This is a genomic window from Burkholderia sp. AU31624 (assembly GCF_020420065.1).
Classification (GTDB): domain Bacteria; phylum Pseudomonadota; class Gammaproteobacteria; order Burkholderiales; family Burkholderiaceae; genus Burkholderia.
In genome coordinates this window covers 157,321-177,025 of the sequence record NZ_JAIZRT010000006.1, presented here as the reverse complement: position 1 = coordinate 177,025, position 19,705 = coordinate 157,321, and the positions used below count along the sequence as shown (strand labels likewise).

General features: G+C 69.3%; 15 protein-coding genes. 9 read left to right on the top strand and 6 right to left on the bottom strand.

Annotation, left to right across the window (positions count from 1 at the left end; genetic code table 11):
* Positions 1 to 10: 10 nt before the first annotated feature.
* The 3 genes from LGM89_RS22730 to LGM89_RS22720 are packed head-to-tail and all read left to right on the top strand — an operon-like array spanning position 11 to position 3,244.
* Positions 11 to 748, top strand: a complete 738-nt coding sequence (locus tag LGM89_RS22730; RefSeq protein ID WP_226273946.1) for a YoaK family protein — start codon at positions 11 to 13, stop codon at positions 746 to 748.
* A 52-nt stretch (positions 749 to 800) separates the two neighbouring features.
* Positions 801 to 1,754: a VOC family protein gene (locus tag LGM89_RS22725; protein ID WP_226273945.1), complete on the top strand. Its 954-nt coding sequence runs from the start codon at positions 801 to 803 to the stop codon at positions 1,752 to 1,754.
* A gap of 14 nt (positions 1,755 to 1,768) precedes the next feature.
* A complete protein-coding gene (locus LGM89_RS22720; RefSeq protein WP_226274188.1) occupies positions 1,769 to 3,244 on the top strand; it encodes an alginate export family protein in 1,476 nt (491 codons plus the stop codon).
* Between the two features lie 322 nt (positions 3,245 to 3,566).
* On the opposite strand, the gene LGM89_RS22715 is transcribed toward LGM89_RS22720, so the two are convergent.
* Positions 3,567 to 3,848 carry a XapX domain-containing protein gene (locus LGM89_RS22715; protein WP_089475990.1) on the bottom strand — a complete coding sequence of 94 codons (282 nt, stop codon included), beginning with the start codon at positions 3,846 to 3,848 and terminating at the stop codon, positions 3,567 to 3,569.
* Positions 3,849 to 4,155: 307 nt separating this feature from the next.
* Between LGM89_RS22715 and LGM89_RS22710 the strand changes: the two genes are divergently transcribed.
* The 3 genes from LGM89_RS22710 to LGM89_RS22700 all read left to right on the top strand — a co-directional run bounded on the left by LGM89_RS22710 (position 4,156) and on the right by LGM89_RS22700 (position 7,085).
* The gene (locus LGM89_RS22710) at positions 4,156 to 4,842 is read left to right on the top strand and encodes a hydrolase (RefSeq protein ID WP_046546706.1); all 687 of its coding nucleotides are present in this window, start codon (positions 4,156 to 4,158) and stop codon (positions 4,840 to 4,842) included.
* Positions 4,843 to 5,008: 166 nt separating this feature from the next.
* Positions 5,009 to 5,176, top strand: coding sequence for a DUF1427 family protein (locus tag LGM89_RS22705; protein WP_039362659.1), 168 nt, complete (start codon positions 5,009 to 5,011; stop codon positions 5,174 to 5,176).
* A gap of 19 nt (positions 5,177 to 5,195) precedes the next feature.
* On the top strand, positions 5,196 to 7,085 hold the full coding sequence (locus tag LGM89_RS22700; protein WP_226273944.1) for an amidohydrolase: 1,890 nt from the start codon (positions 5,196 to 5,198) through the stop codon (positions 7,083 to 7,085).
* 325 nt (positions 7,086 to 7,410) lie between these two features.
* Here the strand turns inward: LGM89_RS22700 and LGM89_RS22695 are convergent, their stop codons facing one another.
* Positions 7,411 to 8,331 carry a helix-turn-helix domain-containing protein gene (locus tag LGM89_RS22695; protein WP_226273943.1) on the bottom strand — a complete coding sequence of 307 codons (921 nt, stop codon included), beginning with the start codon at positions 8,329 to 8,331 and terminating at the stop codon, positions 7,411 to 7,413.
* 398 nt (positions 8,332 to 8,729) lie between these two features.
* Here LGM89_RS22695 and LGM89_RS22690 point away from each other — a divergent pair, with 398 nt between their 5' ends.
* From LGM89_RS22690 to LGM89_RS22680, 3 genes are all read left to right on the top strand, one after another.
* Positions 8,730 to 11,744, top strand: a complete 3,015-nt coding sequence (locus LGM89_RS22690; protein WP_226273942.1) for an ATP-binding protein — start codon at positions 8,730 to 8,732, stop codon at positions 11,742 to 11,744.
* Between the two features lie 144 nt (positions 11,745 to 11,888).
* Entirely contained in the window at positions 11,889 to 13,766 is a 1,878-nt protein-coding gene (locus LGM89_RS22685) for an amidohydrolase (protein ID WP_226273941.1), read from the top strand.
* A gap of 93 nt (positions 13,767 to 13,859) precedes the next feature.
* A complete protein-coding gene (locus LGM89_RS22680; protein WP_089498549.1) occupies positions 13,860 to 14,534 on the top strand; it encodes a phosphohydrolase in 675 nt (224 codons plus the stop codon).
* Between the two features lie 90 nt (positions 14,535 to 14,624).
* On the opposite strand, the gene LGM89_RS22675 is transcribed toward LGM89_RS22680, so the two are convergent.
* The 4 genes from LGM89_RS22675 to LGM89_RS22660 form a co-directional block, all read right to left on the bottom strand.
* Positions 14,625 to 15,542 carry a LysR family transcriptional regulator gene (locus tag LGM89_RS22675; RefSeq protein ID WP_089444081.1) on the bottom strand — a complete coding sequence of 306 codons (918 nt, stop codon included), beginning with the start codon at positions 15,540 to 15,542 and terminating at the stop codon, positions 14,625 to 14,627.
* Positions 15,543 to 15,645: 103 nt separating this feature from the next.
* Positions 15,646 to 17,907: a xanthine dehydrogenase family protein molybdopterin-binding subunit gene (locus LGM89_RS22670; protein ID WP_226273940.1), complete on the bottom strand. Its 2,262-nt coding sequence runs from the start codon at positions 17,905 to 17,907 to the stop codon at positions 15,646 to 15,648.
* Complete coding sequence (locus LGM89_RS22665) at positions 17,907 to 18,407, bottom strand: (2Fe-2S)-binding protein (RefSeq protein WP_039362674.1); 501 nt, start codon at positions 18,405 to 18,407, stop codon at positions 17,907 to 17,909. The genes LGM89_RS22670 and LGM89_RS22665 overlap by 1 nt, the downstream gene beginning before the upstream one ends.
* Complete coding sequence (locus LGM89_RS22660) at positions 18,404 to 19,690, bottom strand: c-type cytochrome (protein ID WP_226273939.1); 1,287 nt, start codon at positions 19,688 to 19,690, stop codon at positions 18,404 to 18,406. The genes LGM89_RS22665 and LGM89_RS22660 overlap by 4 nt, the downstream gene beginning before the upstream one ends.
* Positions 19,691 to 19,705: the final 15 nt, after the last annotated feature.

Sequence of the window (19,705 nt, the reverse complement as noted above, 5' to 3'; positions counted from 1 at the left end):
AAACCACGACATGCAACCTGGACAAGTAACGGCCGCCGACGCGGCCGCGCCCGATCGCCTGCCCGGCGAAGACGTCTTTCTCGCGTCGATCGCAGGCTATGTCGACACGCTCGGCTTCGTCGCGCTGTTCGGCCTCTTTACCGCCCACGTGACCGGCAACTTCATCCTCATCGGCTCGGGCCTGGCCGGGGTCGGGCAGGGGCTGCTGATCAAATGGCTCGCGTTTCCGGCCTTCATCGCCGGGATCGTGGCCGCCCGCCTGCTCGACCACCGGATGCGCGTGCGCGGTCACGGCGCGCGGGCCGGTTCGCTGTACGCGTTGCAGGCGATCCTGCTCGCCGGCTTCATGTTCGCGGGGATCGCGGCGTCGCCGATCGGCAGCGCCGACGCGCCCGCGACGATCGTCTGCGGGCTGCTCGGCGCGGCGGCGATGGGCGTGCAGAACGCGCATGGCCGGCTGACCGCGCGCGCGGTGGTCGCCAACACGGTGATGACCGGCAACGTCACGCAGGCCGTCATCGATGCCTTCGACTGGCTCGTGCCGATCGCCGCGCCGGCCGAACGGGACGCCGCACGCGCGCGGCTGCAGCGCACGCTGCCGCCGGTGGCCGGTTTCGCGCTCGGCGCGGGCGCCGGCGCGACGGCGTACCTGTATGCCGCGTTCTGGGCGCTCGCGCTGCCGCTCGCGGTGCTGGGCTTTCTCACGTATCGATCCGCACGCTTGGCCGAGCTGCCCGCCTCGCGCTGAACCCGTTTTCGCGCGCGGCGTGCCGCTGCGCGCCACCTTCAAGGAGAACCCGATGATTTCACTGAACCTGCGCCATGTGCTGCGCATGACGACTGCGTCGACGGCGATGCTCGTCGCGTTGCTGGCGGCCGCCCCGTCGCATGCCGACGAAACGCATCTGGACGACACGGCGCGCCAGCCGGCCGCCGCGCGCTTCCCGGCGGTCGCGGTCGGCCCGCAGTACGACACGACGCACGTGTGCGTCGCGCCGGAAGACTTCGACCGCTTCACCGACAGCTTCGTCGCGACGTTCGGCGGCAAGAAGTCGAAGCAGGGCGTGTTCCAGGTCACGCCGACGCCGAGCCAGACGATGTCGCAACTGGTGCTCACGCCGGTCGGCACCATCTCGGTGTTCGGCTTCAAGACGCCGATCCCGTATCCGTTCTGCGAGGAGCGCACCGGCTATCTGGTGACCGACATGGACGTGGCCGTGAAATCGGCGCGCGCGCATGGCGCGGACGTGGTCGTCGCGACGTTCCCCGATCCGATCGGGCGCGACGCGATCATCCGCTGGCCGGGCGGCGTGAACATGCAGCTGTACTGGCACACGCAGGCGCCGAGTTACGACCCGCTGCAGACGGTGCCGGAAAACCGCGTGTACGTGTCGCCGGAACGCGCGAGCAAGCTCGCGCACGACTTCGCCGCGTTCTCGCACGGCAAGATCGTGTCGGACGTGCGCAAGGCGCCGGGCATCGAGATCGGCCGGCCGAACGACACGTACCGCCGCATTCGTATCGAATCGGGCTTCGGCAAGATGACCGTGCTCGCGACGGACGGCCATCTGCCTTTCCCGTTCGGGCGCGAGATGACCGGCTATGAAGTCGCCGACCTGGCCACGACGCTGAAGCAGGCGGAAGCCGCGGGCGTGACCGTGCTCGTGCCGCCGTTCACGTCGGACGGCCGCAACGCGGCGCTCGTGCAGTTCCCGGGCGGCTACGTCGCCGAAATCCACGCACGGTCGAAATAACGGTGCGCCGGCCGATCAAACCATCGTGGCGCGGCGCGCTGCCGGGCGTCGTGCTGGCCGGCGGCGTCGCGCTGCATGCCGGGACGGCGGCCGGTGCCGATGCGCCGGCCGTCGCCGCCGCAGCGGCAGCCGCCGCTCAGCCGCCGGCGGCCGCGAGCGCCGCCGGGTCGTGCACCGCGAAGCGCCCGACCGTGCTGTTCAACCGCTGGCAGGAGGACTGGTCGGTACTCGCGAATCCGTGCGTGCCGCGCAAGCCGTTCGACGCACTGAAATACGTGCGGCTCGGCGACGACCCGTCGACCTACCTGTCGCTCGGCGCGAACCTGCGCGAGCGTTTCGAGCTGAACAACGCGCCGCTGTTCGGCCTCGGCTCCGCGCACGACGACAACTACGTGATCCAGCGCACGAACGTGCACGCGGACCTGCGCTATCGCGGCCATCTGCAGGCGTTCGTGCAGTTCGTCGATGCGCGGCCGTTCGGCAAGAATACGGTCGGCCCGGTCGACAAGGACCAGCTCGACATCGAGCAGGCGTTCGTCGCGTATGTCGACCAGATCGGCCCCGGCACGTTGAAGACGCGGGTCGGCCGGCAGGAGATGGCGTTCGACTTGCAACGCTTCGTGTCGGTGCGCGACGGCCCGAACGTGCGGCAGGCGTTCGACGCGCTGTGGGCCGATTACGAAATCGGCAAGTGGCGGCTGATCGGCTACGTGACGCGCCCGGTGCAGTATCGCGACGCCGCCGCGTTCGACGACGTGTCGAACCGGCACCTGCGATTCGACGGCGTGCGCGTCGAGCGCAACGGCACGGGGCCCGGCGACCTGTCCGCGTACTGGTCGCGCTACACGCGCGACAACGCGCGCTTTCCGGATGCGTCGGGCACCGAGCGGCGCGACGTGTTCGACATGCGCTATGCGGGCAAGGCCGACGGGCTCGACTGGGACGTCGAGGCGATGCTGCAGACGGGCCACGTCGGGCAGGACACGGTGGGCGCGTGGGCGTTCGGCGCGTTGGGCGGCTATACGTTCGCGAAGACGGCCGGCACGCCGCGCATCGGGATCCAGATTGACGGCGCGTCGGGCGATGCTCACCCGGGCGACCGGCGCGTGGGTACGTTCAACCCGATGTTTCCGAACGGCTATTACTTCACGCTCGCCGGTTATACCGGATACAGCAACCTGATCCACGTGAAGCCTTCGCTGACCTTCAAGCCCGCCAGCTCGGTCACGGTGCTCACCGCCGTCGGCTTCCAGTGGCGGCAGACGACGGCCGATGCGATCTACGGACAGGGCATGTCGGCCGTGCCGGGCACGGCGGGCAAGGGCGGCGCGTGGACGGGGATGTACGCGCAGGCTCGCGTGGACTGGCTCGTCAATGCCAACACGGCCCTGGCCGTCGAGGCGGTGCACTTCCAGCTCGCCGATTCGATTCGCGCGCTGGGCGCGCGTAATGCCGACTATGTCGGCGTGGAAGCGAAGTTCGGTTGGTGACGCGGCGCGCGCCGCCGCTTCTGCAGGGCGGCGCGCGTGTAACCGAACGACGCCGGGCACGGGGCAGGTCGCCCAACGACCTGCGCGAATACGTCGTTCAGAGGGTGCCGATCGGAAAAGTCGCAAATGGCCCCGATCTCGGCGAAGGTCAGATCGGCGTGCCGATCAGATGCGGAGTCCGCGTCATGCGTCGTTCGAGCAGCCGGCGGTGCTGCCGGCGGACGGTCGCAGAAACAGCGGCGTCACGCAGGCCATTGACGAACGTCTTGAAACACATGCAAGCGCCCCGACCGTCCCGGTCGGATGCGCTCGAACCTTCCGATCACAGCGGTGTCGATTCGCGGCGCTTCGCGCCAGCGTCGGTTGCATGGGCGCCCGGCAGCGCACCGAACATGTGCTGGCTGCACTTCGCGTCGCGCCATGCGGTTCCCAGCCGGATTCCGCTGAACACCCGTCGTGCCAGTGGAAGAATCTGTTCGCCGGCCAGAATGCCAAGCAGGCCCGCCAGGGCGACCGCGGGCGGCGCCGGCGATTGCACGCCGATCAGAGCATAAACGATGCCGGCGAGGATGCCGGCGAACAGTGAAGCAGTGTACGGTTTCATAGGTCTGGAATGGTGTGACGGCAGTTGGAAATATGGACAACTACCGATCTCGAGTCGATCCGAAAGTCCTGGGTCAGCCTATCAGTTCTGCTTGTTCGTTGTGGGTCCGTTCAATGAAATTCAGATCTTTTCAGCCTGGATTCATGAAGGTCGCGAGAATCAGAACAATTAATTGGTGTGGCCGCGCATTAGTCGATTGAATGACGCAGGCCGGCTGCCGAGTCTTCCGCCCCAGCGCATTCGACGCGTCGCGGATTCGTCGGCCCGGCGAGCCTCATTTCTCTCTGCGTCAAAGGACATCACCGCCATGAGCAACCCGAAGCTTGAAGTACTTACCCCGCACAACAGCCAACTGATCTTCATCGACCAGCAGCCGCAGATGGCATTCGGCGTGCAGTCGATCGATCGCCAGACGCTGAAGAACAACGTCGTCGGGCTCGCGAAGGCCGCGAAGGTCTTCAACATCCCGACCACGATCACGACGGTCGAAAGCGACAGCTTCTCCGGTCACACGTATCCGGAGCTGCTCGACGTGTTCCCGAACCAGAAGACGCTCGAACGCACGTCGATGAATTCCTGGGACGACCAGAAGGTGCGCGACGCACTGGCCGCGAACGGCCGCAAGAAGGTGATCGTGTCCGGTCTGTGGACCGAAGTCTGCAACACGACGTTCGCGCTGTGCGCGATGCTCGAAGGCGACTACGAAATCTACATGGTCGCCGACGCGTCGGGCGGCACCACGCAGGCCGCGCACGACTTCGCGATGCAGCGCATGGTGCAGGCGGGCGTCGTGCCGGTCACGTGGCAGCAGGTGCTCCTCGAGTGGCAGCGCGACTGGGCGCACCGCGAGACGTACGACGCCGTGATGGCGATCGCGAAGGAGCATTCGGGCGCGTACGGGATGGGCGTCGACTACGCGTACACGATGGTCCACAAGGCCGCGCCGCGCACCGCGACGCCGCACGAGTCGATCGCGCCCGTTCCGGCGAAGTAAGCGCGGACGGCCCGCGATCGCTGATGCCGGTGCGGCGGGTTCGAGGCGAACGCGCCGCATTGGCTCCCTTGCGCGGGCGGCGGACGGGACCGAAACACGCATGCCGCCCGCGGCAGGCTGATCGGACCACGGCCGCCGCATTCGAAATTTCCGGGAGATTTATCGCATGGAACCTTATCTGGTTTCCCTTGGTGCGGGCCTCTTGATCGGCGTGATTTACAGCGCGATCAAGGTTCGCTCTCCCGCACCGCCGCTGATTGCGCTGGTCGGGTTGCTCGGCATGCTGATTGGCGTGCAAGCGTTGCCCACCGTGAAACAGCTGCTTGGCTTCTGATCAACAAGAGGTAATGCATATGACCGCAACCGTGACCCAACCGGATCTGATCCTGCATAACGGAAGATTCACGACGCTCGACCGCGCGAACCCCGTCGCGACGGCGGTCGCGATTGCCGCCGGCCGCTTCGTCGCCGTCGGCAGTGACGCGGACGTGATGCCGCTCGCGGGCCGCGCGACGAAGGTGGTCGATCTCGGTGGCCGTGGCGTGCTGCCGGGTCTGATCGACAACCACTGCCACGTGATTCGCGGCGGACTGAACTACAACATGGAACTGCGTTGGGACGGCGTGCCGTCGCTCGCGGTCGCGATGGACATGCTCAAGCGCCAGGTGGCCGTGACGCCCGCGCCGCAGTGGGTCCGCGTGGTCGGTGGCTTCACCGAGCATCAATTCGTGGAGAAACGGCTCCCCACGATCGACGAACTCAATGCCGCCGCGCCGGACACCCCGGTGTTCATCCTGCACCTGTACGATCGCGCGCTGCTGAACGCGGCCGCGCTGCGGGTGGTCGGCTACACGAAGGACACGCCGGAGCCGCCGGGCGGGACCATCGTTCGCGATGCCGCCGGCAACCCGACCGGCCTGCTGCTTGCGAACCCGAACGCGACGATCCTCTACGCGACGCTCGCGAGGGGCCCGAAGCTGCCGTTCGAGTATCAGTACAATTCGACGCGCCATTTCATGCGCGAGCTGAACCGGCTCGGCGTGACGGGCGTGATCGACGCGGGCGGCGGCTCGCAGAATTATCCCGACGACTACGAGGTGATCCGCAAGCTGCACGACTCGGGCGAGATGACGATCCGGATCGCGTACAACCTGTTCACGCAGAAGCCGAACGCGGAGAAGGAAGACTTCGTGAACTGGACGAAGAGCGTCAAGTACCACGACGGCACCGACTATTTCCGCAACAACGGCGCCGGCGAGATGCTGGCGTTTTCCGCGGCCGACTTCGAGGACTTCCGGGTGGCGCGCCCGGACCTGCCCGACCAGATGGAGGACGATCTCGAAGGCGTGGTGCGCGTGCTCGCGGAAAACCGTTGGCCGTGGCGCATGCACGCGACCTATGACGAGACCATCAGCCGCGCGCTCGACGTGTTCGAAAAAGTGAACGAGGACATCCCGCTCGACGGGCTGAACTGGTTCTTCGATCATGCGGAAACCATCACCGAGAAATCGATGGACCGGATCGCCGCGCTCGGCGGCGGCATCGCGGTGCAGCACCGGATGGCGTACCAGGGCGAATACTTCGTCGAGCGCTACGGCGCGCAGGCCGCGGAGGCCACGCCGCCTGTGGCGAAGATGCTCGGCAAGGGACTCAAGGTCTCGGCCGGCACCGACGCGACCCGCGTCGCGTCGTACAACCCGTGGGTGTCGCTCGCATGGCTCGTCACCGGCAAGACGGTCGGCGGCCTGCGGATGTACCCGCAGCGCAACCTGCTCGATCGGGAGACGGCACTGCGCATGTGGACCGAGTACGTGACGTGGTTCTCGAACGAGGAGGGCAAGAAAGGGCGCATCGCGGTGGGGCGGCTGGCCGACCTGGTGGTCCCGGATCGCGATTTCTTCGGGTGTGCCGAGGACGACATCGCCGGCACGACGGCGTTGCTCACGGTCGTGGACGGAAAGATCGTGTGGGGCGCGGGGCCGTTCGCGTCGTACGATGCACCGATCCCGCCCGCGATGCCCGACTGGTCGCCCGTGCGCGAGTTCGGCGGCTATGGCGGCTGGGGCGCGACGCAGCGCGCCGGCGCGCCGCTGCAACGGGCGGCCGCCGCGGCGATGTGCGGTTGCGCGAATGCATGCAACGTTCACCAGCATGCGCATGCGAGCGCATGGGCAAGTGCGCTACCGACGTCCGACGCAAAGGGCTTCTGGGGCGCGTTCGGGTGCTCCTGCTGGGCGGTCTGATACGGCGCGCAGACCCATTGCGACTCCGCGACGTGGGTCCGCGCGCTTCATCGCCCTTCACGCTTTTTGCGAGCCCCCGGGACTGATCGGCGGGCTCGTCCTCGTCACTTGTGCTCGACCATGGACGAGACCCGGCTGGCAGTCGTCCCGCCGTTCGGTGACGATACGACGACCGGCATAAAGCGACGAGCCCGCTCCCTCCACCAAAAAGGTGGATGGAGCGGGCTGGCGCCGCAATATGTCGGATCAGACGGATGGCGGCATGAACCTCGATTGAACAATCAGCCGGGCGATCGGCGCGCGCGACCGCGACCGCGCAGCGGCTTCAGCGCGAGCGTGCGCGCCGCCACGCGCCGGGCGGATGGCCGACGATCCGCGCGAAGACGCGGTTCAGATGGCTCTGGTCCGCGAAGCCGCACGCGATCGCGATGTCGGCGAGCGTCATGTCGGATGTCTGGATCAGTTCGCGCGCACGCGTCACGCGCTGTTCGAGCAGCCACTGGTGCGGCGTGCGGCCGGTGGTGCGCGAGAATGCGCGAATGAAGTAACCACGCGACAGGTCGCATTCGTTCGCCACTTCCTCGATCGATACGCCGAGATCCGCCTTTTCCAGCAACAGTTCCTGCGCGCGCGCCAGTTTCGCCGGCGACAGGCTGCCCTTGTGGTCGAGTTCGCGCGTGCGCGCATTGCCGTAACGGCGCACGAGGTGCGTGCCGATCGCGAGCCCCACCTGCTCGATGAACAGCGCGTTCAGCGGGCCGGGCGCGTCGAGGCTGTCGGCCACCGCGTGCGCGAGATGGCCGAGCACCGGATCGCGCACGTCGGGGCGACACGTGAGGCCGCCGATTGCCTGCCCGCCATGCTCCGGGCCGACGCGCTCGAGATACGCATGCGGCAGCTCGACCAGCACGAAGTCGAAGTTGCCGTACAGGTCCGCATGGAAGTGGCGCGAGAAATCGCGAATGTAGATCGAGTGATGCTGAAACCGGCGCTCGCTTGCGCCGGCGCGCCCGTAGAGCGTGCGGCGATGGCCGCCGGCCAGCGACACGCCGACCAGGAAGCCGCGGTCGCACGCAGGCATGTCGATGTGTTCCACGTGCGCTTCGCGCATGCATTTGCGGTGAAGCCGCAGGCCGCCGGTGGCGGTCTCGACATCCTTCGCCAGCAAGCTGGCCACGCAGCCGAGCGTGTCCTTCGGCGGTGGTGGCGGGGATACCGCCGGCGCTGCGGTAACGGAGTCTGACATGGAATTCCCGGGCAAGTGACTCGGCGCGCGAAATGGCGAGTCCAGTTTAGCGACGCATGTGAACATTCAAAATGAATTTGCACAAACGTCCGCTCGTGAATCTGACGAATTGCTTTCAAGGGTGGCGCGCAGCCGCCGCATCGCCCGTCACGACAGGCGTGCGAGCGGCCCGGCAGAGTATCGCGCCCTACTTTTACATGCAAGCGAATGCGCCGGTCGCGTGATCCGGCCGCCGCCCACAGCGCATTTTCCTTCAAGATTTTCGTCGCGCGCCCGTCTACACTCAGCCCGGAATTCAACAGTGTCCGGCCGGCGCCACGGTGCGCCGGGGCCGGACATCCTGCCGGGTGGACTGCCGCGTTCACCGGGCGGTCATCCTGAGGGACCCGGAGGCGGCCATGATCCAGATCGGAACGTTGTCGGTGGATTTCGAGCAGCGCGACATTCGCTGTCAGGGCGCGTCGTTGCGCATCGGCGCACGCGCGCTCGACATTCTCGAAGTGCTGCACCGCGCGAGCGGGGCGGTCGTGTCGAAAGACGACATCATGGACGCGGTCTGGCCCGGGCTGATCGTCGAGGAAAACCGCCTTCAGGTGCATGTGGCGACGCTGCGCAAGGCGCTCGGCACGAGCCGCGATCTGATCAAGACGGTGCCCGGGCGCGGCTACCTGCTGGTCGCGTGCGCGTCGCCCGGCCCGGAACCGATGCCCGCGGCCGACACGCCGGCCGCCGTCCCGGCTGCCGTACCGACCGATGCCCGCGCGTCGTTGCTGCCTGCGCCGCTCGTCGGACGCGACACCGAAATCGCGCAGATCGTCGAGATGCTCGAACGCACGCCGGTCGTCACGCTCGTCGGCGCGGGCGGGATCGGCAAGACGAGCCTCGCCGTACGCGTGGCCCACGCGGTGCGCAGCCGCTCGCGCGAGCGCGTGCTGTTCGTGGAGCTGGCGCGCGCGGGGACGCGCGCCGACATGCTGATCGCCGTCGCGGCCGAACTCGGCCTGGACACGCAGCGCGTGCCCGCCATCGAGGACATCGGCGCCGCATTCGCGGCGTCGCGCTACCTGCTCGTGTTCGACAATGCCGAGCACATCGTCGATCTCGTCGCGAGCCTCGTCGAAACGCTGACGTCGTGCGCCGGCTCGCTGCGCGTCCTCGTGACGAGCCGCGAGCCGCTGCATATCTCGGCCGAAGCGGTGCTGCGCATGAGCCCGCTCGCGGTGCCCGGCGACGACGCGCGCACCGACGAGATCGTGCGTTGTTCCGCCGTCGAGCTGTTCCTGGAACGGGTTCGCACGGCCGCGCCGGATTGTCCGGTCGACGAAGCCGGCACGCGGCTGATCGCCGATATCTGCCGGCGGCTCGACGGGCTGCCGCTCGCGATCGAACTGGCCGCGGCGCGCGTCGCGACGCTCGGGCTCGCGGTCGTCGCGTCGCGGCTGGACGACCGGCTGAACCTGCTGACCGGCGGGCTGCGCTCGGCGCTGCCGCGTCATCAGACGCTGCGGGCGACCTTCGACTGGAGCTACGTGCTGCTCGACCCGGCCGCGCGTGCGCTGTTCCGCCGGATGGGATGCTTCATCGGGCCGTTTACGTTCGATGCCGCGCACGCGGTCGCCACCGAGCCCGGCACATCGGCCGCGGACATGATCGCGGTGCTCGGCGAGCTGGTCGCCAAGTCGCTGGTGACCGTCGAGTTCCACGGCGCATCGGCGCGGTACCGGCTGACCGAGTCGACGCGCGCGTATGCGCTGGAAAAACTGCACAACGAGGGTGAGTTCGAGCGCATCGCGGCGCGTCACGCACGATACGAGCGCGAGCAAGGGCAGGGACACGAGCACGGGCACGCGGCGGCGAGCGTGGACGCGGCGCGGCGCAACGATGGGGGCGCCGAAGCACTGAACGACGCATCAGCGGAGGTGGGCACCGGGGCACTGAACGACGTGACAGCCGATGCGGTCACGGCAGTGCCGAACGACGCACCAGCCGATGCATCGACCGACGCGCTCGTCCTGGCCGCCGACGCAACGCCCGTGCCCGAAGCGGAACGCCTGGCGCGCGCGCTGCTGGAGCCGGCACGGATGCACGAATGCGCGGCGCGGGCGCGCCAGGTGCTCGCCGCTTTCGACACGGCCGCGGCCGACCCGGTCGATGCCGCGCGCGAGATGCGGTTGCGCGCGGCCTGCGCGTCGGCGCTGCTGCATACGGACGGCGACGCCGTGGCCGCGGCCGCGATGTGGGACCGCACGCTCGGTCTGGCCGCGCATGTCGGCGACGATACGTTCGATGCGCGCGCGCTGGTCGGGCAGTGGCATACGATGCTGACGCTGTCGGACATTCACGAATCGCTGCGTTACGCGACCCGCTTCGAGCGCGCGGCCGAGCGGCGCGGCGACCGCGCGCAGCGGCTTCTGGCCAACGCGATGGTCGCCACGTCGCTGCACTACTTCGGCGAGCACGCGCAGGCGCGCGAGCGGCTCGAAGCGGCGACGGCCGAACTCGGCGCGGTGGGCGAGCCGCCGTGCGCGCAGGCCGCGCTCGGCGTCGACATGACGACGCTCGCGCGCACGATGCTCACGCGGCTCGTGTGGATTCAGGGCGACCCCGACCATGCGATGCGCATCGCCGCGCAAGCGGTCGAGTGCGCGCGCCGCGGCCCGTCCGCGCTCGCGCTGTGCGTGGTGCTGGGGGCGGCCGCCGTGCCGATCGCACTGCGCTACGGTGACCACGACATCACGTCCGACTATCTCGCGACGCTGCGCGCGACCGCGAGCGCGCACGGCTTCGACATCTGGCGCAATCACGCGGAATGCCTGACCGGCCAGTTCGACATCCAGGCCGGTCATCCCGGCGCGGGCCTCGCGCGGCTCGAACCCGCGCTGCGGCGTGTCGAGGCGAGCGGATTCCGGCGGCTGCTCGCCCCGTTGAACGTCGCGTATGCGGAGGGCCTCGTGCGCGTCGGCCGCGCAAGCGAGGCGCGCACGCGGCTCGATGCGACGCTCGCGCGCTGCCGTGCGCACGGCGAGCATCTGTTCGTGCCGGAACTGCTGCGCGTGACGGGTATCGCGATGCTCGAACAGGCACGGATTGCGGCCCCGGATGTCGCGCTCGCGTACGAGGCCGACGGCCATCGTCATCTGCAGATGGCGATCCAGACCGCGAACGGGCAGGGCGCCGCGATGTGGGCGCTGCGCGGCGCGCTGGATCTCGCCGATCACCTGATCGAGCGCGGGCGCACCGCGCACGCGTCGACGCTGGTCGCCGGCGTTGCGCGGCACTTCGATCCGCATTCGCGCGCCCATGATGTGCGGCGCTTGTTGCGTGTGCAGAATTTCGTCCGCCAGGACATGCCGCCGCCGTCCCGCCCGCCTGCGCGCCACGACGCCGCCGACGCGGCGCAGCAGGCCGCATAGCGATGCGCGAGTTCCAGGCAACAGCGCGACTGCGCGATCGCGGGATGCGTGCCGATGCGCGCGACGCAGCCATGTTCCGTCGTTCGACGACGCGCCGCACGCGCGGCGCGGCGCGGCGTGCGCATGCGCACGGGAGGCCCGACGGTGCTTAGAGCGACGGAACCCGCGCGCGCGGCGGACCTCGTCGTCTTCAACGGCAAGATTGCGACCCAGGACGAGCAGCGCTCGTTCGTCAGCGCACTGGCGGTGAAGGACGGGCGCATCGTCGCGACCGGCGACGATCGCGATGTGCTGCGTCATGCGCACGGCGACACGACCTGCATCGACCTGAACGGCCGCACGGTGATCCCCGGCCTCGTCGACGCGCACCTGCAGGCCATCCGCGGCGGCACGCACTTCAACCTCGAGCTGCGCTGGGACGGCGTGCCGTCGCTCGCCGCCGCGCTCGACCTGCTGCATCGGCAGGCCGTGCGCACGCCCGCACCGCACTGGGTGCGCGTGGGCGGCGGCTGGACCGCGCTGCAGTTCGCGGAAAAGCGCGGCCCGACGGTGGCCGAGCTGAATGCGATCGCACCCGATACGCCGGTGTTCGTCCGGCATCTCGGCGACAGCGCGTGGCTGAATGCGGCCGCGCTGCGCGCGATCGGCTACGGGCGCGACACGCCCGATCCGCCGGGCGGCGAATTGCGGCGCGACCGTCATGGGCGGCCGACCGGGCTGCTGCTCGCACGCCCCGATCCGGCCGTGCTGGCCGCGGCGCTCGCGCGCGCGCCGGTGCTCGGCGCGGCCGACCGGATCAACTCCACGCGGCAGTTCATGCGCGCGCTGAACCGCGTCGGCGTGACGAGCGTGATCGACGCCGGCGGCGACGGCCTGGCGTATCCGGACGATTACGCGGCGGTCATCGCGCTGGCACGCCGCGGCGAACTGACGACGCGCATCGCGTACGCGCTGGGCGCGCGGCACGCCGGCCGGGAAATCGACGACTTCGCGCAGTGGATCGCGCTGACCTCGCCCGGCGACGGCGATGCGTTCCTGCGCGCGAACGGCGCGGGCGAGCGGCTGCTGTTTTCGGCGGTCGATCTGGGGAATTTTCTCGAACCGCGCACCGAACTGCCCGCGTCGGTCGATGCGGAACTGGCCGCCGTCGTCCGGCTGCTGGTCCGCCACCGCTGGCCGTTCCGGCTGCATGCGACCTACGACGAGTCGATCGGCCGCTTCCTCGACGTGTTCGAGGCGGTGAACCGCGATACGCCGTTCGCCGGGCTGCGCTGGTGTTTCGACCGGTGCGAGACGATGTCGGATGCGAACATCGCACGCGTGGCGGCGCTGGGCGGCGGCGTGACCGTGCAGCCGCGCATGGCGTTCCAGGGCGAGGCGTTCATCGCGCGCGACGGTGCGGCCGCGGCGACGCGCGCGCCGCCGATCCGCGCGATGCTCGCGGCCGGGCTGCCGGTCGGGGCAGGCTCCGGCGCGCTGGATGCGGGGAGCTACAACCCGTTCGTCGCGCTGTACTGGATGGTGTCGGGGCGCAGCATCGGCGGCACCGTGCTGTATCCGGCGCGCAACCGGCTCGGCCGGATGGAGGCGCTGCGCCGCTACACGGTCGGCAGCGCATGGTTCTCCGCCGACGAGCATCGCAAGGGGGCGCTGGTGCCCGGCCGTTACGCGGACTTCGCGGTGCTCAGCGACGACTATTTCACGATCGACATGGCGCGCATCCCGCAACTGTCGTCGGTGCTGACGGTCGTCGACGGCAAGGTCGTGCACGCGGAACGGGAATTTGCGTCGCTCGCGCCGCCGCCGCCGCCCGTCAGCCCCGGATGGTCGCCGGTCGCCGAGGGCGGCGGCACGCCTGCGCCCGGAGCGAACGGACACGGCGGTCCGCGCGCATCGACGGGTGGCGACGCGTGCACGGAACCCGGTACCGATGCGTGCCGGGCACGCGGCCCCGGGCGCCGCTTCGCACGGCCGCGCTATCCGACGGCCAGCGCGGCCGGCGGCCGCTGCGACGCGTGCTAGCCGGCATGCACCGGTGCGCGCGCCGCCGTGACCGGCGCACGGCATGGCCTTGAACGATTTTTCGTCCCGTGCACGGGACAGGAAGGAGACACGATGAACGTTGCGCACACACGCGCACCGTCGACCGCCGACGAAGTGGCCGGCGTCAGCATTCCGCGCACGACGCTTGCGGTCGAGGCGGCCGACGCGGCGCGCGCATCGTTGCCCGCCGCGCTCGCCGATCATGCCGCGCGCGTGTTCGTGTTCGCGTCGCTCGCCGCGCGGCGTGCGGGCGAAGGGTGCGATGCCGATGCGCTGTACGTCGCCGCGATGTACGCGAACATGGGGCTGAGCCCCGCTTACTGCCGCTCGGCTGAACGCTACGAGCTCGACGGCGCCGATGCCGCGCACGCGCTGCTGGTGCGGCATCGGCGCGCGCGCAGCATGCGCGACGACGTATGGCACGCGATCGCGCTGCATACGACGCCCGGTGTGGCCGCGCGTGCGTCGCCGCTCGCCCGCGTGCTGGCACGCGCCGTGTCGACGGATCTGATGGCCACCGATTTCGACAGCTACACCGCCGACGAGCGCACCGCGCTGCTCGCGGCGTACCCGCGCGGCAGCGGATTTCGCGAAACCTTCCTGGCCGCGGTCGCGCGCGGCGTCGAGCATCGGCCGCAGTCGACGTTCGGCACGTGGAGCGCCGACGTGCTCGAACGTGCGGATCCGGATTTCCAGCGGCCGAATTTCTGCGGGCGCGTGCTGGGGGCGCGCTGGAACGACGCGTGACGGCGCCGTTGCGCCGCGCGGGAATCGGCCGCGCGAGCCAGGTATCGCAAGGGGAGCGCGACGACGCGTGCCGCGACGCGCCGCGTCCGGTCAGCCGCGCTTGCCCTGCAGCGTCGGAATCTGCTCGAACAGGCCCGCGAGCCAGTCGACGAACACCTTGAGCTTGACGGGCACGTGGCGATTGGGCGGATACAGCACGGAGATCGGCCGGGCCGGCGCGTTGAAATCCGTCAGCACCTCGCGCAGCCGTCCCGATTTCAGATAGGGCTCGACGAGGTACAGCGACGTCTTGATCAGGCCGATGCCCGCGATGCCGCACTCGATGTAGTTGTCCGCATCGTTGACGGCGACCGTGCCGCACATCTGCACGACGCGCGGCTCGCCGTCGACGACGTAGTCCCACACGCGGGGGCGCCCGGTATCGGCCGAGATGTGGCTGACCGCCACGTGCTGCGCGAGATCGTCGACGGTCTCCGGCTCGCCGCACCGTGCCAGGTACGCGGGCGACGCGCACGTGCAGGTGGTCAGGCTGCCGATGCGCCGCGCGATCATTCCCGAGTCGTCGAGCGCGCCGATGCGCACCACGCAGTCGACGCCTTCGCCGACGAGATCGATCTGCCGGTCGGTCACGCCGAGCTCGATCATGATGCCCGGATGGGCGTCGAGGAACGCGGGCAGCGCGGGCACCACGACCTGCTTGGCCATCGCCGGCGGCAGGTTCACCTTCAACCGGCCGCGCGGCACGTTGCGCGCCTGCGAGACCGACGCCTCCATGTCGTCGATTTCGCGCAGCACCGCGACGGAACGTTCGTAGTAAGCCTGGCCGTCCTCGGTCAGCGAGATACGGCGCGTCGTGCGGTTCAGCAGCCGGCAGCCGAGGTGCTGTTCGAGCGCGCTGAGCAGCGCGGACACGCGCGGCGTCGTGAGGCCGGTCGTGTCGGATGCGCGCGTGAAGCTGCCGGTTTCGACGATGCGCGTGAACACGCGCATCGAAAGCAAGGTATCCATCGTCGGGAGGGCTCCAGTTCTGTCGGGGCGCGGCGCCGTTGCATGCCGGCGCCGTCCGTCTTGTCGGGTGTGTCGGCCGCGCGTAGCGGGCGCGACCGAATTGCTATGCGTCGATGCGTCGTCTCAGCGCGTCGCCGGCGAACGGCATTTCGCGCATGCGCCGGCCGGTCGCGTCGAAGATCGCGTTGGCCAGTGCGCCGGCGGTCGGCCCCATCGACGCCTCGGCCGCACCGAGGAACGGCGCGCCCGGGCGATTGATCAGGTGGACCTTCACGCTTTGCGGTGCGGCCGAGAAGCGCAGGATCGGGTAGCTGCTCCAGTCGAAGCTGCGAATCCGTTCGGTGTCGTACTTCAGCGCCTCGTACAGCGTCCAGCTCGCGGCCTGCACGATGCCGCCCTCGATCTGGTTGCGGATCCCGTCCGGCGACACAACCTGCCCCGCGTCGACGGCGGCTTCCGCGTGCTCGAGCGTCACCTGGCCGGTTTCCGGCACGACCGACACCTCGACGGCGATCGCGACGTACGCCATCAGGTTCTTGTACTTGCCGAACGCGAAGCCGACGCCGCGGTTGCGCGCACGCGGCGGCCGCGGCCAGCCGAAGTGCTTCGCGGCGAGCTTGATCACCTGAAGCGCGCGATGATCTTCCATGTGGCGCAGCCGGAATTCGACCGGATCGACACCGGCCGCGTGCGCGAGTTCGTCCATGAAGCTTTCGATCGCCCACACGTTGGTGTGTGCGCCGAGCGAGCGCATCGCGGACGTCTGCAGCGGCATCGTCGGCGAGAAGTGGTTCACGATGTGCTGGTTCGGCAGCGCATACAGCGGAATCGCGTTGCGGTCGGCGCCGCCCTCCGGTTGCAGCATCGGCGTCGACGGCGCGGGTACGAACGGCGGCTCCAGCATCCGCGCCGGCAGCAGCCGGCCAGCGTTGACGATCCGCTCGTTGTGCGAACTGCTCCACAACGCATAGTTCCAGTCGACGATATGGCCACTCGCGTCGAGCGATGCGCTGACCTCCGTCACCATCGCCGGCGTGAAGTGATCCCACGTGTGTTCCTGTTCGCGCATCCATTGCACGCGAATCGGCTTGCTCGGCATCGCGGCGGCGATCAGCGCCGCGTGCGCGGCGGCGTCGTCGGCCCCGTTGTGTCCGTAGCAGCCGGACCCTTCGGCATGAATGCAGCGCACGCCCGCTTTCGGCATCGACAGCATCTCGGCCAGCGCGTCGCGCAGCGGGTAGACGCCTTGCGAATGGGTCCACACCGTCATCGTCCCGTTATCGAGGTGCGCGACCGCACACGACGGCCCGATCGAGCCGTGCAGCAGGTAGTTCTTCAGGAACGTCGCGTTCAGCGTTTTCACGGCCGGCGCGGTGGCCGCGTGCGTGTTGGCGATCTCGATGCGCTGCGTCGAGATCCGCTTCAGGTCGGCGTGCACGGTGACGCGATCGGGCAGCGTGCGGCCGGGCGACCAGCGGCACGCGGCGGCCAGCGCGCGCTGGGCGACCACCGCCTGCCATTCGCCCTGCGCGACCACCGCGAGCATGCTGCCGTTGCGCACGATCCGCACGACGCCCGGCAGCTTCAGGATCGCCGCTTCGTCGAACGACAGCAGCTTCGCTTCGTACACCGGCGGCATCACGACACGGGCATGCAGCATGCCGGGCAACTGCATGTCCTGCACGTAGCTGACGCCGCCCGTTACCTTGTTCGGGATGTCGACGCGCGGCAGCGACGTGCCGATCACCGTGAACGTCGCCGGGCTCTTCAGCGGCGACGTGGGCGCGGCGTTGCGATGCAGGTCGACGGTGCGGATCGCGTCGCCGTAGGTCATCGTGCGGCCGTCGGGCGCCTGGATGACTGCGTCGGCGGTCGTCAGCGTGCGCGCGTCGACGCCGAAGCGCTTCGCCGCGCCTTCCACCAGCAGCGCACGCACTTGCGCGGCAGCATTCAGCAGCGCGGAACCGCTGTCGGCCATCGTGTGGCTGCCGGCGGTCAACCCTTCGTCGGGCGAGGCGCCGGTGTCGGCCGTCAGGAACGTGATCAGCGACGGCTTCATGTCGAGCTCCTCGGCAGCCACTTGCAGCAGCGCGGTGCGCACGCCGGTGCCGAGCTCGACCTTGCCGGTGAATACGGTGACCTTGCCGTCCGGTGCGATCTTGATCCACGCGTCGAGCAGCGGATTGGTCTTCAGGCTGCCGGCGAGCACCTGCGTGGCTTTCGCCACGTGCACGGCGGCGCCTTCGTCGGCGATCACCAACTGCGCGGCCGCACGCGACGCGGGCGCGAGCGTGAACGCGACGAACAGCGCGCCGGAGACGATGAAATGCCGGCGGCCTTCGTCGATATCGTCGTGGGCATTCATCACAGTCCTTTGCTGATCGTAACGGGGGCGGAGGCGGGTTCCGGGGGCGGCAGCCCGGCGACCGAGCGCACGGCCGCGAGGATCCGCATATGCGTGCCGCAGCGGCACAGGTTCGGCTCCATGTGCGTACGCAGTTCCTGTTCGGTCGGCTTCGGGTTGCGCTCGAGCAGGGCCTGCGCGCGCATGATCATCCCCGCGATGCAGTAGCCGCACTGCGCGGCCTGATGCTCGACGAACGCGCGCTGCAGCGGGCCCGGATGCTCGGCGGTGCCGAGGCTCTCGATGGTGCGCACGCTGCGCGCGCCGACCGCGGCCACCGGCATCAGGCACGAGAACGTCGGCTTGCCGTCGACGATCACCGTGCAGGCGCCGCATTGCCCGAGGCCGCAGCCGAACTTCGCGCCATGCAGGTGCAGGTCGTTGCGCAGCGCGTACAGCAGCGGCGTGGACGGATCGATGTCCAGCGTGTGCCGCACGCCGTTGACGGTGAGGGTAATCATCGGGCGGTGTCCTCTTTTCTGAGCGTCGCGGCCATCGCGTCGACGCCGGACCATGCGGGGCGACCGGTGTAGGTCGCGCGCACGTACGCGGCGAGATCGGCGATCTGCGCGTCGTCGTACTGGTCGATGAACGACGGCATGTAGTTCAATGTGTCCTCGCCGTGCCAGCCGATGCCGTTGAACATCATCTGGATCGCATTGCGCGGCGTATCGGCGTTGACGGCCGTGCTGAACGCGAGCGTCGGCCGCTCGCCGATCGACTGCATCGGCGCGGCCGGCCCGTGGCACTGCGCGCACGATGCCTGGAACAGCACCGCGCCGCGCTGCGCGGCGGGTGTCGTCGCGGCACGTTCGGCCGGTGCGGCGGCCGTGGTTGCATGCCCGTTCGCCGGCTTCTGGATCGACAGGAGGTACGCGGCGATCGCTTCGACGTCTTCCACCGGCACCGTCGCGAGATCGCGCGTGACCGGCAACATCGGCCCGGCCGCCGCGCCGTGCTCGCTCGCGCGGCCGGTGCGCAGGTACGTGACGAGCTGCGCCTGCGTCCACGGCCGCACGGCCTGGCCGAGCGTATTGAGCGGCGGCGCTTCCCAGCCGTCGACGATGCCGCCGTCGAACGCACGGCCGCTTTGCTCGCCGCCGATCGCGTTCAGCGGCGAATGGCACGACGCGCAATGGCCGAGCCCGTCGACGAGCATCCTGCCGCGGTTCCATTGCGCGGACTGCGCAGGGTCGGGTCGATACGCGCCTTCGCGCAGGAACAGCACGTTCCAGAATGCGACCAGGGGCCGGAAGTTCAGCGGAAATATCAGGTCGTTGGCGGGCGCCGTCGCATGTACCGGCTCACGCGTCATCAGGTACGCATACGCGGCGGCGATGTCGTCGTCCGACATCTTCGTGAAATGAATGTACGGAAACGCCGGGTACAGCGGCTGGCCGTTGCGCCCGATGCCGGTGCGCAGCGCACGGGCGAACGCGTCGCGCGACCAGCGGCCGATGCCGGTTTCCGGATCCGGCGTGATGTTGGTCGCATAGATCGTGCCGAACGGCGTCGCGAGCGGCAGGCCGCCGGCGAACGGCTTGCCGTCCTTCGACGTGTGACATACGACACAGTCGCCCAGCGCGACGACGCGCGCGCCGGCGCGCACCAGCTGCGGATCGAACGAAGCAGGGGCGGGCGGATCGATCGGCGCGATCGACGGCCGCACCATGATGCCGATCGCGACGGCGCAGGCCGCGATCGCGATGCCGGCCGCGCCGATCCAGAGTCGTTTGTGCTTCATGCGCGCTCCAGGCGA